The sequence below is a fragment of the Thermomicrobiales bacterium genome, assembly GCA_023954495.1.
GTDB lineage: Bacteria > Chloroflexota > Chloroflexia > Thermomicrobiales > CFX8 > JAMLIA01.
In genome coordinates, this window is the sequence record JAMLIA010000076.1 from 1 (window position 1) to 15,517 (window position 15,517).

Annotated in this window: 15 protein-coding genes; 6 read left to right on the forward strand and 9 right to left on the reverse strand. The window is 66.7% G+C overall.

The window, feature by feature from the left end; genetic code table 11:
- Window positions 1–107: 107 nt before the first annotated feature.
- From M9890_12685 to M9890_12700, 4 genes are all read right to left on the reverse strand, one after another.
- Complete coding sequence (locus M9890_12685) at window positions 108–1,289, reverse strand: anhydro-N-acetylmuramic acid kinase (protein ID MCO5177805.1); 1,182 nt, start codon at window positions 1,287–1,289, stop codon at window positions 108–110.
- Between the two features lie 384 nt (window positions 1,290–1,673).
- Entirely contained in the window at window positions 1,674–2,873 is a 1,200-nt protein-coding gene (locus M9890_12690; protein MCO5177806.1) for an MFS transporter, read from the reverse strand.
- A 547-nt stretch (window positions 2,874–3,420) separates the two neighbouring features.
- Complete coding sequence (locus tag M9890_12695; GenBank protein MCO5177807.1) at window positions 3,421–4,320, reverse strand: phosphotransferase family protein; 900 nt, start codon at window positions 4,318–4,320, stop codon at window positions 3,421–3,423.
- A complete protein-coding gene (locus M9890_12700) occupies window positions 4,320–5,336 on the reverse strand; it encodes a queuosine salvage family protein (GenBank protein ID MCO5177808.1) in 1,017 nt (338 codons plus the stop codon). The genes M9890_12695 and M9890_12700 overlap by 1 nt, the downstream gene beginning before the upstream one ends.
- Window positions 5,337–5,455: 119 nt before the next feature.
- Here M9890_12700 and ggt point away from each other — a divergent pair, with 119 nt between their 5' ends.
- Window positions 5,456–7,063 carry a gamma-glutamyltransferase gene (gene ggt / locus M9890_12705; GenBank protein ID MCO5177809.1) on the forward strand — a complete coding sequence of 536 codons (1,608 nt, stop codon included), beginning with the start codon at window positions 5,456–5,458 and terminating at the stop codon, window positions 7,061–7,063.
- A 16-nt stretch (window positions 7,064–7,079) separates the two neighbouring features.
- Window positions 7,080–7,505 carry a TIGR03667 family PPOX class F420-dependent oxidoreductase gene (locus tag M9890_12710; protein ID MCO5177810.1) on the forward strand — a complete coding sequence of 142 codons (426 nt, stop codon included), beginning with the start codon at window positions 7,080–7,082 and terminating at the stop codon, window positions 7,503–7,505.
- A 932-nt stretch (window positions 7,506–8,437) separates the two neighbouring features.
- On the opposite strand, the gene M9890_12715 is transcribed toward M9890_12710, so the two are convergent.
- Together M9890_12715 and M9890_12720 are read right to left on the reverse strand one after the other, a co-directional pair.
- Complete coding sequence (locus tag M9890_12715) at window positions 8,438–8,683, reverse strand: transposase (GenBank protein MCO5177811.1); 246 nt, start codon at window positions 8,681–8,683, stop codon at window positions 8,438–8,440.
- Between the two features lie 220 nt (window positions 8,684–8,903).
- Complete coding sequence (locus tag M9890_12720) at window positions 8,904–9,299, reverse strand: Rid family detoxifying hydrolase (GenBank protein ID MCO5177812.1); 396 nt, start codon at window positions 9,297–9,299, stop codon at window positions 8,904–8,906.
- A gap of 139 nt (window positions 9,300–9,438) precedes the next feature.
- On the opposite strand from M9890_12720, the gene M9890_12725 reads away from it, so the two are divergent.
- From M9890_12725 to M9890_12740, 4 genes are read left to right on the forward strand one after another with little or no spacing between them, the layout of a single operon-like run.
- Window positions 9,439–9,750, forward strand: a complete 312-nt coding sequence (locus M9890_12725) for a hypothetical protein (protein MCO5177813.1) — start codon at window positions 9,439–9,441, stop codon at window positions 9,748–9,750.
- Complete coding sequence (locus tag M9890_12730) at window positions 9,738–9,968, forward strand: hypothetical protein (GenBank protein MCO5177814.1); 231 nt, start codon at window positions 9,738–9,740, stop codon at window positions 9,966–9,968. Before M9890_12725 ends, M9890_12730 begins: the two co-directional genes overlap by 13 nt.
- Before the next feature lie 22 nt (window positions 9,969–9,990).
- Window positions 9,991–11,505 (forward strand): hypothetical protein, encoded by a 1,515-nt coding sequence (locus M9890_12735; protein MCO5177815.1) that lies wholly within the window; start codon window positions 9,991–9,993, stop codon window positions 11,503–11,505.
- A gap of 32 nt (window positions 11,506–11,537) precedes the next feature.
- On the forward strand, window positions 11,538–12,239 hold the full coding sequence (locus tag M9890_12740) for a class I SAM-dependent methyltransferase (GenBank protein ID MCO5177816.1): 702 nt from the start codon (window positions 11,538–11,540) through the stop codon (window positions 12,237–12,239).
- 571 nt (window positions 12,240–12,810) lie between these two features.
- Here M9890_12740 and M9890_12745 read toward each other — a convergent pair.
- The 3 genes from M9890_12745 to M9890_12755 form a co-directional block, all read right to left on the reverse strand.
- The gene (locus tag M9890_12745; GenBank protein MCO5177817.1) at window positions 12,811–14,439 is read right to left on the reverse strand and encodes a D-aminoacylase; all 1,629 of its coding nucleotides are present in this window, start codon (window positions 14,437–14,439) and stop codon (window positions 12,811–12,813) included.
- Between the two features lie 139 nt (window positions 14,440–14,578).
- Window positions 14,579–15,055, reverse strand: a complete 477-nt coding sequence (locus M9890_12750) for an SRPBCC family protein (protein ID MCO5177818.1) — start codon at window positions 15,053–15,055, stop codon at window positions 14,579–14,581.
- 89 nt (window positions 15,056–15,144) lie between these two features.
- Window positions 15,145–15,517 (reverse strand): class F sortase (locus tag M9890_12755; GenBank protein ID MCO5177819.1); only part of this gene is annotated, 373 nt, incomplete at its 5' end.

A 15,517-nucleotide genomic window follows, 5' to 3' on the forward strand; every position in this document is an offset into this window, starting at 1 on the left:
GAACACCGCCCGCCCGTGCTCGTGCATCGCCTCCAGCCAGGCCAGGGTCGAGAGCGCATCGAGCTGCGATGCCTGCGGATGGATGCCTTCTGTGGCTCGTTTGTCCGTCATGCCTGCCCAATCCAGTCTGGCCAGACACGCGGCGGACGACCCGGAGCGAGCGCGCCGAGCACGAGCGGCTCGCGCGTGCCGGTGACGTTCGGCAGCGCAGACGGCACACCACGCACAGCTGCATCGGCCAGCAGCGCGAAGCCGATCGCCTCCTTGGCATCGCTCGGCCAGCCGGCATCCTCGTGCCGCAGCAGCGTCACATCCGGCAGCTCGGCAGCGAGCATCCGCCAGAGCGTGGGATTGTCGGCACCCCCGCCGCCCAGAATCAGCTCGGCCGGGATGTGCTGCTCCGGCACGGTCTGCAGCGACTGCGCGATCGAGCGCGCTGTCAGCATCGTCGCGGTCGCGACCAGGTCGGCGTCCGAGAGGTTCAGGCGCTTGCCCCGTTGCAGCAGTGCGGCGATGAACGGCGCACCGAACTCTTCGCGGCCGGTGCTCTTCGGCGGCGTGCGGGTGAAATAGTCGTGCTGCAGTAGCTCGGCCAGCAGCCCGTCGTGGACGGTTCCGGCGGCGGCGAGCTGCCCGTCGCGGTCGAAGTCCGCGCCGACGAGCTCGCGCGTCAGGCCGTCCATCACGATATTTGCCGGGCCGCTGTCGAAGGCGACGACCTGTGTCGGGTCGGTCGCGCCGCTCGGCAGCAGCGTCAGGTTGGCGATGCCGCCCAGATTGAGCGCGCCGACGGCGTGGCCCGTAGCCCGCTCGTGAAACAGCAGGAAGTCGACAAACGGAATCAGCGGCGCACCCTGGCCGCCGAGTGCCACGTCGGCAGCCCGGAAGTCGTAGGCGACTGGCACGCCGCTCAGCGCCGCCAGAGCCGGACCCGAACCGGCCTGCAACGTCGAGGGTACTGGCTCGTTCGGCAGGTGCGCGATCGTCTGACCGTGGCAGCCGATCAGGTCGAGCTGCGCCGACGGCATCCCCGCCTCCGCCAGCGTCGCCGCCAGCGCGTCCGCATAGGTGCGTGCCAGGTGGAAGTTGAGCCGCGACACAGCGCGCGCGTCGCCCCCGTCCGGCTCGGCTAGCCTCAGGATCGCCGCGCGAGTCGCTGCATCAAATGGATGCACGGCGGCATGCACGAGCGTCGGGCGGCTCGCACCATCCAGCGCCACCAGCGCCACATCAACCCCATCCGCCGACGTCCCACTCATAATCCCGGCAACCACCCGCGCCCGTGGCATCACCCCACCCCCGTCTCTTTGCGCCAGTCTACTCCCCCTCTCCCAACGTTGGGCGGGAGCCCTCTGGGCAGCGGCAGGGGGTGCAGTCCACGGACTGTCAGATCTTTCGTACGGACAGGACCAGGCCTGTCCTCGCCGTGAGGCGACGCTCCCGGTTTGATTATGCATTCAACATCCTGTGTCTGATTTGTCCTCGAATCGCAAGGGCGTGGATATGAGGAGTCTTCTCACGATTCTGCTTGCGCAGGTTCGGAGCACAATGGCTCGACGCGGGAGCGTCGCCTCACGGCGAGGACAGGCCTGGTCCTGTCCGTACGAAAGATCTGCGCGCTGCACATTCGGCGCGGAGGGTGTCTCACGGCGATGACAGCGCGAGCGTTGTCTCTACGAACGGGTTGAGGGGGTTATTGTGTTTGTCGCGCCGCTGAGGCCGCGGACGGCGAGGGCGATGATGACAAGGCCGCTGGTGGGGAGGAGCAGCATGGCGGTGCGCAGCGAGCTGAGCTCGGCGATCCAGCCGATGGCTGGTGGCGTGATCATGAAGGCGATGTAGGTGACGGTCATGATGACGGCGGTCAGCTCGCGGCTGTGATCGGGCAGGCGGCTGGCGGATTCGCTCATCACGGTCGGGAAGATGCCGGCGACGCCGAGCCCGGCCAGCGCCAGCGCCAGCATGGCCAGCGGCACGCTGCTCGATGCGACCAGCAGCAGGCCGCCGACGGCGATGCCCGCGCCCGACACCAGCAGCGAACTGCGTGCGCCGAGCCGCACGACGAGCAGCGAGTTGAGCATGCGTCCGGCGAACATCGTGGCGTTGAACAGCGCGAAGCTCGCCCCACCTGCGGCGGCGGATGCGCCCAGATCGTCGCGCAGATAGATGACGGCCCAGACGAAGGCGACGCTCTCGACAACGACGCTCCAGACGACGATGCCGATCAGCGCGCCGATGCCGGGCGCGGCCAGCACCGGCCGCCAACTGCCGCTGGAGCCGGATGGCGCAGGGCCAGACGGCGGGTAGGCGATGATGGCCGTCGCCGCCAGCGTAACGGCCACCAGCGCGGCGGCGAAGATGAGCAGCGTCGGGTAGTCGGCACCGGCAGCCAGGCCCAGCCCGGCGGCGATCGCGCCAACGACCGCGCCGACGCTGAAACCGGCATGCATGACATTCATGCGGGCGCGCTTGGCCGCGCGCTCCCAATCGACCGAGCCCTGAATCATCGCGCCGTCCAGCATGCCGGTGCTGGCACCGAACACGGCCAGCGCGACGACGAGCATGGCGAGCGACCCGGCCCAGGCCAGCCAGAGCAGCGCGATCACCATCAGCATTAGTCCGACACCAGCGATCGAGCGCGGCCCGATCCGCGCCGCCACGCGCGCGTAGACGGTGACGACGGCGACCGAGACGAACGACGCCACCAGCTGGGCACTGCCGAACGCGCCGGAACCGATGCGCAGCGCATCGACCAGCTCGGCCCAGACGACGCCCCGCACGCCGGCCACGACGCCGAACATGGCGAAGTGCCCGAGGATCAGCCCGAACGCCGGTCCCGGCCGCCACGCCCTGGCCGCCCTGTCACTGTTCACGCATGCACACTTCCCCGCTGTTCCCAATACCCGCAGAAGCGTATCAGCGCGCGGGGTGGGGGATGGAGCGGTGGGTGCCGTGCGGCGTTGGACTGGTGTCAACGGGTGGGAGATTTCTCACTGCGGTTCGAAATGACAGGGTACGGGGGTGGCTGTCGGACCGGGACACTCGACATGCTGGCATTGACAACCTACGCGCTACGTTGTCCACCATGAAACGTTCGATCGGCAACCTTTCCCTTGTCCTGTCATTTCGAACCGCAGCGAGAAATCTCCCACCCGTTGGCACCTGTCACACGCAGCAAAGCACCCACCACCCCACCAATCTGTGAAATCGCTGTGACCGAGGGGAATAGGGGCTCCTGCTGCACTGTTGGGAATGATGCGAGACAGAACCCGGCCGTCAGCCTGATGGCTTCCCCTGGTCGTCTGGGCATATGGGCACTATATCTGCCGGTTTGGTGAACGCCTCGCCCCTCAACCTACTCCTTAATCCCTTCCCCCTGATCCGGGCGGCCCCCAATAGCCGCCCGGATTCCTCTTCGTGCTACCCGGCAGCGATCTGCTCGATGGCGGCATCGACGAAGGCGGCGTGGCGCTCGCGGAAGGTGCGTTCGGTGTCGGCGTCGAGGCCGAAGTCGGCGAGCTTGCCGCAGGGGCGCAGGGCGGCGACGAGATCCCAGTAGGGCAAGTTGCCTGGATCGCAGGATGTTGCCCGGGTCAGGTAGTGCGCGGTGAAGTTGTCCCTCGCCGCTTCGCCGAACCACCAGAAGATTTCGAGCCGGGCGGTTGCCAGATCGGCCAGCGGGTCGCCAAGCGCGGCGTCTTCCCAGTCGATGATCGCCGCAATGCGCCCAGACTTCCAGAGGATGTTGCCCGGCCAGTAGTCGCCGTGGAGCAGCGTCGGGCTGTTCGCTGCTGCCGGTGTGTGCGCATCGAGCGCGGCGCGAATCCGGCCCTCCTGGAGCGCGTCGTCGAGGCGGTGTGATGCTGGGCGGTAGCCGCGTTCGGCGCGCGGCAGGAAGGCGAGCGGGGCGATGTCCGGGATGGCGTGGATGGCAGCCAGCGCGTCGGCCATCTGGCGCAACGTCGCGGACAGGTCGTCCGGCTCGAAGTCGTCCTCGCCGTCGACGAAGCCGACGATCAGGTAGGGACTGCCGAGGATTGCGCCGGTTTCGTCAACGGCGATCGGTGGCGGCACCGGCAGGTTGTGGGCGGCGGCGATTTGCAGCAGCCGAAACTCATCGCGGGCAATGTGCGAATTGCCGCGCAGGTCCCGCTCGCCGTGCTGCCGGACGACCCAGCGCTCGGTGCGCCCGTCGGCGCGTTCGACCGTCAGCGCCGTCACCGTCGCCGAGATGCCGCCGGTCAGTGGCTCGGCGTGCAGCAGGCGTGTAGTCGGGTCGACGGCGCGGGCGACGGCTTCGAACGGGCTGGCATCCGCCATCAGTAATAGACCGTCAGCGTCCTGTGATACGGCTCGACCGTATCCGGCAGCGCCTGCCCCGCTTGCCAGAGCCCCCAGTCGATCGCGTAGGGCGGGCGGTCGCGGCCACGGCGGGCGATCTCCTGCCGCAGCAGCTCGACGGCCCAGACGGTCGCGGCGCGGATGGCCAGCTCCTCCTCGCTTTCCGGCGGGATCAGCTCCTGCCGCTCGATCCGCTCGGCCAGCTCCGGCGCGTAGGTCAGCACGCCGAGGTGGCGCAGCACCTGCGGCACCTTGTAATCGGCGAAGGCGGTCAGCGTATGCAGATCGGTGAATGCGCCCGGCCCCCTGCCGCCGAATGCGCCATACAGATCGGCGACGAGGATCTGCGCGCGCTTGTAGAAGCGCACCTCGCGGCGATTGTGGCGGGCAGTATCGCGGAACGACGGGAGCGCGCGCAGCACCTCGGCGATCAGTCGGGAGGACGAGCCGTTCGCCGCCCGGATCGCGTGCAGGAACGTGCCCTCCCACTGCTCGACTAGCGCGATGCCGACCTCGCGGAGGTGCGTCATCCGCGCGTGCAGCAGCGGGATCGTGTCGCAGCCGGAGTCGCCGGCCAGGATTTCGGAGACATCGGCCTCGGTGATCGTGCCGAGCAGGTCGCCGTCCCAGAGCGGGAAGCCGGATTCCACCGACCGGCGCAGCGCGACTGCCAGCGCGGCGTAGCCGTTGTAGGTCGTATCGTTGTGGGTCACCTGCCAGCGCGGTTTGCCACTGTTGGGGAACGACCAGAAGCAGAAGTTCAGCGCATCAACAACCAGGACGAGGTTGGCTAACCGGGCCGGGTCGGTCGAGGTCGGGTGCAGCAGACGATCCCAGTCGGCCTTCGGCATCGGCATCTCGCCAAGAAGCGTCGCGACGCGCTCGATCTGCAGCGGGTCGATCTGGACGAGTGGCGACGACTGGACAATCGGGCGTGTACTCTCCAGCACACGAAGCGGATCACGCGAGAGATCGAGGTCCAGTGGGATGGTCATCCGTGTCCTCCTCTCTGGTGAGACTGAGCATACGGGCTTGAGACGTGCGAGGGAAGAGCTTGCGGTGTTCCATGCTATTCTCGTCGCGCGGATGACGCGCCGATGAAGGAGGAGCCGGGATGAGAGCAGTCGTCGTCGCACCGCAGCCACGCGCAGCCGAGGCTGGGGCAGCCGTGCTCCGCGCAGGTGGCAACGCCTTCGATGCTGCGGTCGCTGCCGGATTCATGCAAATGGCGACCGACCCGCTGATGTGCGGCATCGGCGGCATGGGTGTCGCCCACGTCTACCTCGCCGCGACTGGCGAAACCGTGGTGCTCGATTTTCTGCACCGCGCCGGATCAGGCTACATCCCCAACCGCTGGGAGGGCCGCGTGCGCGAGACGCCCACCGGCAAGCGCTACGTCGAGGGCTTCCCGGAGCAGATGGGCTATCAGACGATCATGCAGCCGGGCACCGTCGCCGGCTTCGGCGCGCTCCACGAGCGCTGGGGCAGCAGGCCGTGGGCGGAGCTGCTGCAGCCAGCCATCGAGACGCTGCGTCAGGGCTACCCGGTCGATGAATACATCGCCGACTTCCTCGACGAGCGCCACCAGTACGGCTCCAGCCCGGCCAGCCCGCCGCTGGATGACTTCCTGCGCGCCACCGAGGGCATGGCGCAGCTCTGGCTGAGCGACGACGGTCGACCGCTGCGGGTGGGCGACCACTGGGTGAACCCTGATTACGCCCGTACGCTGGAACGCCTCGCTGCCGACGGTGCCGATTCGTTCTATCGCGGCGAGCTGGCGCACGAGATCGCCGCCGACCTGGCCGCCAACGACGCGCTGGTCACCGCCGAGGATCTGGCCAACTACCGCGTCCGCGAGCGCACTTCGCTTGTCGGCAGCTACCGCGACCTGGCCATCGCCTGTGCGCCGACCCCCTGCGGCGGCACGACCGTGCTGCAGATCCTGGCGCTGCTGGAACGCTTCGACCTCGCGGCGTTGCAGCATGGCGGTGCCGATCATCTGCATGCACTCATCTCGGCAATGCAGCTGGCGTTTGCCGATCGCAGCGAGCGTCTCGGCGACCCGGACTTCGTGCCCGACCCGACCGCCGAGCTGCTGAGCGAGCCGCACATCACCGCCCTGCACGACCGCATCGTGCGCGGCGATCTGGTGTCTGCTCCGGCGGACGATGTCCCCGGCACGACGCACATGACAGTCGCTGATGCTGATGGCAACATCGTCGCCGTCACCCACACGCTCGGCCACGGCTCGGGTGTCATCGCGCCGGACATGGGCTTCCAGTACAACGGCGGTGGTGGGTTCGACCTGCGCCCGGATCAGCCTAACTCGGCCGCGCCCGGTAAGGTGCGCCTCTCCGGCATGTGCCCGACGATCGTGCTGCGCGACGGCACGCCGCTCATGGCGCTCGGCAGCCCCGGTAGCAACGCCATCATCAACGCGATCGTGCAGGTCATTAGCAACAGCGTCGATTTCGGCATGTCGCCGCTGGAGGCCGTCTCCGTCCCGCGTGTCCACGCCGAGGGACCGTCGGCGATGCTCGAAACACGCACGCCGCTGGCGACCGCCCAGGCGCTGACCGAGCGCGGCCACGAGATCACCTACCGCCCGTTCGCCTACGACACCTTGCAGGGACGCATCCAGCTCGTCGCCCGCACCGCAGACGACCAGTGGCACGGCGCGTCCGACCCGCGACGCCAGGGTGGCGTCGCTGCCTATGCCTGAGCAGAAAGGCTCATCAATGGCTGACGTACAGCTCGATACGACCACAGAGCGCGGCCGCCACGTCGCCGCGCGCTTGCGCGAGGACATCGTCGGCTGGCTGACGACCGTCCGCCCCAGCGGCCAGCCGGATAGCGTGCCGGTCTGGTTCCTCTGGGATGGCGCGACGATCGTGATCTACAGCCGCCCGAACCAGGTCAAGCTGCGCAACATCGCCAGCAACCCGCACGTGTCGTTCACCATCGATGACACCAGAGGCGGCGGCGATGTCATCCGCATCGAAGGCACCGCAGCCGTCGATCCCGCCCACCCGCAGTCCAACGCCAACGACGCCTACCAGGCGAAATACGCCCAACACATCGTCGACATCGGCTACACCGCCCCCGAATTCGCCGTCGCCTACAGCGAAGCGTTCGTGATCACGCCGACGCGGTATCGGACGTAGAGGACGCCCGCCAAAGGACACCCCCTCTCCCAACGTGGGGAGAGGGGGCGAGGGGGGTGAGGTGGAGTGAACCCCAAATAGCGAACCACGATCAAAGAGAGGTTACGGTCGTTGCGTTGGTCACCTGAACTCAGCAGGCGACCGATAGCCGAGGCTGGAGTGCAACCGCTTGTGGTTGTACACGTCCTCGATGAAGTGGTCCAGGATTGGCCGCAGCCTCCTCGATCGACTGGTACGTTGCGTTCACCTCCTCGTCTTGAGTTGCCCAGCTGGCTCTCAGCCCTGGCATTCTCGTACGGGTTGCCACGACCTGTCATGCTGATCGCGAGACTCCGCCTCCTCCAACCGCGCCACACATAGGCTGTGCTGGCATACTGCACGCCCTGATCCGAATGATGGATCAGTCCTGGCGCGGGCTGCCGCGTCTGGAGTGCCTGCTCCAGGGCATCCAGTGCCAACGCGGTGTCGATCGTGCGTGAGAGCGCCCAGCCAATACAGCGCCGTGAATAGCTATCGATGATGGCGGCCAGACAAAGCCTGCTGGCAATCGGATGTAGGTGATGTCTGATTGCCAGACCTGATTGGGTCGCACAATGTCAAGATCCCGGATCCGGTTCGCATCGCCGCAGTGCATGGGTCGCATCCGTCGTCACGACGAAGTGCCGTTTGAGCTGACACAACAAGGATTCTGCGCGCACCACCCGTAAGATCGCGCTGTGATTGATCGTCCAACCATCACGCTGGAGCTGCTTGCGGACAACGGCGATAGCCATAGCCGGGGAAGGCCAGGATGATGGTCTCGATCGCCGCCCGAGCGCCACAGTCTGGCTGTCTGGCTCGGTCGGCTGCGTGTAATACCAGGTGCGTCCGACACCGAAGAGCGCGCACAGCTGACGATCGAGAGTTGTGGGTGGTTGTCTGCGCAGCGCTGATCATGGCGTGTCGTTCCGCGAGCGAGCGCTGGCGAGCCCCTTTAGCACCCGGTTCCTCCAGCGCCAGTTGCTCCACAGGAACTGCTCCAGCTCGGCGATGCGCCGCTCCAGCGTGGCTGAACCCGTCTGCTCCTGCGGGGAGAAGGCGGCCTCACCGCGTGCGGCATACTCCCGTCGCCAGCGCCAGACCAGGCCGTCACTCAGGTTGTGTTCCCGGCAGACCTGGTGCTGGACGCTTCTCGCCATCCCCGGATCTGGCGCACCACCTGCAGCTTGAACTCCCGGCTATGAACCTGTCCATTCGCCATCGTCTCATCCTTCCTGCGCTGGCCGTCAGTCTACGACCAGCAGCTGAAGTTCTCTTTGGGGGGGGGGGGGGGGGGGGGGGGGGGGGGGGGGCGCGGGGCGGGGGGCGCGCCCCCCCCCCCCCGGGGGGGGGGGGGGGGGGGGGGGGGCGCCCCCCCGCCTACGCCAGCGCCGTCACCGTAATCTCGACCTGCGCGCCGGCTGGTAGCGAGACGACGCCGACCGTGGTGCGGCCGGGTGCTTCGTTGGGGAAGTACTCGGCGTAGATGGCGTTCATCTCGGCGAAGGTGTTGATGTCGGTCAGGTAGACGGTTGTTGCGACCGCCTTCGCCAACGACGAGCCGGCCTCCTCCAGGATGTTGCGGATGTTCTCCAGTGTCTGCCGCGTCTCGGCGGCGACGCCGCCGCTGACCATCTGATTCGTGACCGGGTCGATCCCCTTCTCCCCGGCGACGAAGACCAGTCCTGCCGCCCGGATCGCCTGCGAATACGGCCCGATCGGCGCGGCTGCCTTCGGGGTCTCGATCACGTCGCGCTGCGTTGTCGCATCAACCATCAGTCGTCTCCTCTGTCGCTTATCTGGGTACGCCGGACGAGTCTACACCGAAAATGTCGCACTTTTTCCGCTAGATCCTGTTCGTATAAGTAGAGGGGTATCGACTCCTCGGTCGAATCGGACCTGCGAAGGGGGTGTCATGCCGCGTGTGCCCGATCTTCCCCCGTCACTCGATACCGCGATTACTCAACTCGGCCAGGACGCCTCGCTGTCGTCGGAGCTCGGCGCATTGCGCGTGCTGCTGCGGCGTCTGCTCGTGGCGATGGACGACGAGGAGGGCGACGAGCGCCGCCTCGTGCAAAGCGCGACCGCCGTCGTCAACGCGATCGTCCGCATCATCCAGGCGCAGTCGCGCGGCGGTGCGGAACATGGAGTCGTTGATGCCGAAGTCCTCCGCGCTCTGGCCGAGGTGGGACTGGACGAAGAAGGAGGTGACCCATGCATGACCTGACCGGCATGCAGCGCCCGGCTCGCGAGCACACCGGGCCACGTGATACACCGAGCAACGCTGCGCTCGACCTGCAGCCAGCCTCAGTCTTCGAGGTCGTCACGCGCCAGATGGTCGACGATCTCATCCGCGAGGTGAGCGCTACCCGCCAACGCGTCGATGCGCTGTTCTACCTTGTCATCGCCGCCGTCCTCGGTGACATCCTCAGCCGTCTCGCCTGACCGCCAACGAATGGAGCGCCCGATGAGCGACGCGTTGCTCTCCCAGATTCGCCCGGCGCTCGCTGACATCGAGCGGTTCAGCCGCGTGCAAGCCCCGCGCTTCCAGCTTCGCCGCTATCAGCTCCCGGCCGCCCGTGCCATCGCGCAGGCCGTCGCCGAGCGCCGCGGCATCGAGCTGGCTGCTGTCTTCGCGCGGCAATCCGGCAAGGACGAGATGCTCGCGCAGCTCTGCGCCTGGATGCTCTGGCGCTACCAGCGCGTCGGTGGCAACGTCGTCGTCGCCGTCCCGGCCCTCAAGCCGCAGGGCCACATCGCCCGCGACCGCCTGCTGGCGCGGCTCGAAGGTCCGCTCACGCAGGGCCGCTATCAGGTGCGCGATGGCACCATCGTCCAGCTCGGGCGCGCATCGGTCCGCTACCTGTCGGCGTCGCCGCTGGCCCACGCACGCGGCAACACCGCCGACCTCCTGCTTGTCGCCAACGAGGCGCAGGGGATCAGCCCGGACATCTGGGACGCCGTCTTCGCGCCGATGGGCGCAGCCTCCAACGCGCCGACGCTGTTCATGGGCACCATCTGGACCAGCACGACGCTACTCTCCCGCCAGCTCCGTCTGCTGGCCGAGCAGGAGCGCGCCGATGGCCAGACCCGCCGCTTCCTCGTGCCCTGGCGCGAGGTCGCCGCAGAGTTGCCCTGCCATGGCGACTTCGTCCGCCGCCAGATAGACCAGCACGGCGAACACCACCTGTTCATCCGCACCGAGTACGAGCTGCAGGAGCTCGACGACGACAGCTCGCTCTTTCCGGCCCTGCGCCGCGAGACGCTGCGTGGCGATTTCCCGCCATGCCTACGTCCGCCAGGGGCCGATCGCGCCGGAATCGACTACGCGCTGACGATCGACGTTGCCGGGCAGGAGGAATCCGGCATCGAAGGCGCAGCTCTCCGGCAGCTCGCCCCGCGCCGCGACTCCACCGTCGCGACCGTCGTGCGCGTCATCCACCCGCCGAGCCACGCAGCCGGACTGCCGACCTACGAGGTCGTCGCGCGCTACGAGTGGACCGGCACGCGCCACAACCGCCTGCATGACGAGATCGTCGCCCTGGCGACGCGCGTCTGGCGGGCACGGCGGATTGTCATCGACGCAACCGGCGTCGGCGCTGGTCTCGCCTCGTTCCTCGCTGCCAGCCTTGGAGAGCGCGTCGTCACGCCGTTTGTCTTCTCGACCGCCTCAAAGAGCAAGCTCGGCTGGGATCTGCTCAGCCTGATCGATGCCGGTCGCATCCAGGTCTGCACGCCCATCGGCGAATCCGACCCCGAGCAGCACCGACTGGATCGCCAGTTCTGGGCGCAATTGTCCGCCTGCCGGTTCACCGTCCTCCCCGGCCCCGGCCGCCTGATGCGTTGGTCGGTCGAGGACGAGCGCCTGCACGACGACCTGCTGATGTCGTTCGCCCTGATCGCTGTCCTCGACCGCGACGACTGGCGCTCGCGGCTGGCACGCGGCAGCAGCACCAGTGAATCGTTCCAGCGCCCGTGGTAGGTTTGCTCTCTTGTGTATTGAAGGGAGCAGTCATGAACCGCCCTGCCTGGATGATCGACGAGCTGATCCACGCTGGCGATGAGCACCTCGACCCGGAGTACGTTGAGGGCTACGACGCTAAGTCGCAGACCGACCACACCGATGACCTGAATGTCCTCCATGATCTCGGCCTCAGCTCGGAGAGCACGGTCGTCGACCTGGGTGCGGGCACCGGCACGTTTGCGCTGGCCGTCGCGCCACATTGCGCCCGCGTCGTTGCGGTCGATGTCTCACCAGCAATGCTGGAGATCTTGCGCGCCAACGTCGAGCGGCAGGGCCTGACCAATGTCGAGATCGTCCACGCCGGACTGCTCAGCTACGAACACGAAGGCGGGCGGGCCGATTTCGTCTACACCCGCAACACGCTGCACCACCTGCCAGACTTCTGGAAGGGCGTTGCGCTGCAACGTATCGCGCGCATGCTGCGGCAGGGCGGCATCCTGCGGCTGCATGACCTCGTCTACTCCTTCGATCCGTCCGAAGCTGAGGATCGCTTCGAGAGCTGGCTGGCCAACGCCCCGACCGACCCGGCCAAGGGCTTCACCCGCGAGGATCTGGAACTGCACATCCGCACCGAAAGCAGCACCTACAGCTGGCTCCTCGAACCCCTGCTGGAACGCACCGGCTTCATCATCCGCCAGGCCGACTACCGCCCCTCCGGCACGTTCGCCGCGTATGTGTGTGTGAAGCGGTGACTCGAGGCTGGCGAGGACACAATTGCCAGATCGCCAGAATCGTTCGACCGGTAGCCAATCTTGTCTTCTGTCATTTCGAGGCCGCAGCCGAGAAATCTCCCTTCCGTTGGACTCAGTCGAACGGGTGGGAAGTCTTTCCGCTGCGGCTCAAGATGACAGGTCAAAGGTAGGCTGCCTGTCAGACAGCGTCCCATGTTCGCTGTCATTTCGAGCGCGCACGCGAGACATCTCTCCTGTGCCGGACTGCGTCGAACGCGTGGGAGATTCCTCGCTGCCGGATGTCCTCTGGGCGTGGAATGACAGGGCACGAGCACGGCTTCCGTGCCAGGCGTTGTCAATGTCAAGTTGTCAGATCGGCAGCCCACCTTTTCACTTGTCATCTCGAACCGCAGTGAGAGATCTCCCACCCGTTCGATCCACTCTAACGCAGGAGAGATTTCTCGGCTGCGCGGGTGCCCTCCGGGCGTGAAATGACAAGTGAAATGGGAGGCTCCCGCGCTCAGTTCCATGAGAATCTGACTCTGGCGACCCACCCCGCATTCAATAAGCGAACAACTCCGCTCAGCCCCCCTTACTTCCGCCCCGGCCCATACACCGCCTGCCCCGGCGTCGCGCCGGTGTGCTGGCCGTCATTGAGCACGCGCGCGCCGTTAACCCAGACGTCGCGGACGCCGGTGGAGTGCTGGTGTGGGTCGGTGAAGGTAGCGTTGTCGATGACCGTCGCCGGGTCGAAGATGACGACGTCGGCCTGCATGCCTTCACGGAGCTGGCCGCGATCGCGCAGGCTGAGGCGATCCGCGACTGCCGAGGTCATCTTGCGCACGGCGTCCTCCAGCGTCAGCACGCCGTCCTCGCGGACGTACTTGCCCAGCACGCGCGTGTAGGTGCCGTAGGAGCGCGGATGCGCCGGACCATGCTCGCGAGCGATCACCGGATCGAGGCCGGCGGCGTCGGTCGAGATCTTCATCCACGGCTGCTGGAGCTGACGCGGCAGATTCTCCTCGCTCATCATGAAGTAGATAGCGCTGATCCAGTGGTCGCCGTCCTCCAGCACCAGGTCCATCAGGCAGTCGGTCCAGTGCTGCCCGCGTGCCTCGGCGATCTCCGACAGGCGCTTGCCAGAGTACTGCTGGTTTTGCGGCGCGGTCAGTTCGGTGACGAGCACGCCTTCCGGACCGGCCAGCGTCGCCAGCGGCTCCCAGCCGCCGGTCGGCTCGACCAGCTCGTGGCGGATCTTCTCGCGGATCTCCGGGTCGCGCAGGTTGTCGTGCAGCTTGCCATCAGCCGCCGCCCAGTTTGGCAGCGCCGACGCCAGGCCCGTCCCGCCAGCGATGTAGGGGTACATGTCGGCGGTCACGTCCAGACCTTCGTCGCGGGCCGCGTCGACCATCGCGATCGCCGTCGCCATCTTGTCCCAGTTGCGCTGCCCGCCCACCTTCAGGTGGTACAGCTCCAGCGCACAGCCGGTCTGGCGCGGCAGGTCGAGCGTCTCCTCCAGCTCCTCCAGGAACTCGTCTGCCTCGGAGCGCATGTGGGTGATGTAGACGCCGCCATATTCGGCGATGATGCGACACATCTCGTACAGCTCGTCGTCGGTCGCGTAGGAGCCCGGCGGGTAGATCAGCGCCGTCGCGACACCGAACGCGCCATCCTCCATCGCATCGCGGACGACCTGGCGGATCGCCTCCATCTCGTCGTCGGTCGGGTCGCCCATTGCCCAGCCCTTGACGTACTCGCGAACTGTTGCGCCGCCGATGAACGAGCCGAAGTTGACCGAAGCGCCGCGATTGCTGAGCCAGGCGAGCCAGTCGCCGAAGCGCGCCCAGGTACGGATCGTGTCGGTGATCTCCTGCGGTGCGCGGTCGTAGCCGCCGAGTGGATCGGTGATTCGCCCCCCGAACGGTGCCGGTGTCCAGCCCTCGCCCATGATCTCGGTCGTCACCCCCTGAGTGATCTTGGAGAGTGAACGCGGGTCGGACAGCAACGGAATGAGTGAGTGCGACTGGATGTCGATGAAGCCCGGACAGACAACGTGGCCGCTCGCGTCGACCACTTCAGTAGCGCTCGACGGATCGATCTGGCCGGCCGGCGCGACTGCGGCAACCGTCCCTCCGGAGATCGCGACATCTCCGTAGAACCACGGGTTGCCAGTACCGTCCACCACTTTGCCGCCGCGAATCAGCACGTCGTAAGTCGCCATCAATCCACTCCTTCTACCCATGCATCAACCGGCGACAGTGTAGCCGCGTTCGCTGGCGAGTGAAAGCGCTGCCACATAAAAGAGCGGGCTCCGGATCGTCTGTTCCGGAGCCCGCTGCTGCTATCTGTGTGAGGTGTGGTTAGTCGTCGCCGGTCGTATCGGTGCGGTTTTCGACATCGCCCCGCCAGGCCCCGGTCGACATATCCCGGCTCTCGATGAACTCCTTGAAGCGATCCAGGTCGCCCTGCACCCGGCGGTCGACCATGCCGAGCATATCGCCGACCTTCTCAACCATGCCGTCCGGCTCGAAATCCATCTGCACGGTTACGCGCGACATGTCGCCTTCAAGCTGGTGGAACGTCACAACGCCGTCGTTGCGTGCCCCTGTGGTGCTCTTCCAGGCCACACGGTGGTCGGGGTGCTGCTCGGTGATCTCGGCAGTCCACTCCTCAGCCTTGCCGGCGATTTTCGCCTTCCATGCAAGACGCGTATCGTCGAGTTGGCGAACCTCTTCGACACCCTCCATGAAGCGAGGGAATTCTTCGAACTGTGTCCACTGGTTATACGCAACCCTCACCGGGACGTTAATGTCGATCGACTTGGTAACCTGAGCCATGAATCCTCCATGTACGTGACGACAATGCGTTGTCAGTGCTATCGGGGTACGCAAGGGGTGGGCCACGGTCGGCATCGCGACCGGTTCAATCAGGTTTGCGGAGCCGATTCTGCGCCTTGGGGAGTTTGGAGGTCGGCCACGACAATGCGGCGCTCGTCGTACGCTCCAACCCCCCGATCAAAAGCTCCCGCGCAGGTAATCAGCACGAGTTCAGGCTGTTCAGTTGACCCGAAGACGAGATCGGTCGGTACCTCCGCCTCCGGATAGCTGACGGTTTCGCGGACGACATAGACAAGGTCGGTCGTTGGCCCTCCAGAGTGAATAACGATCTCGTCGCCCGCAACTAGCTCGCCGAGGCGGTAAAAGACCGCCGGTCCGGCCTTCGAGTCCAGGTGTCCGGCCAGGATCGCTCGACCCGCTTCGCCGGGCGCTGGGCCAAAGCGGTACCAGCCAACGGCGTCG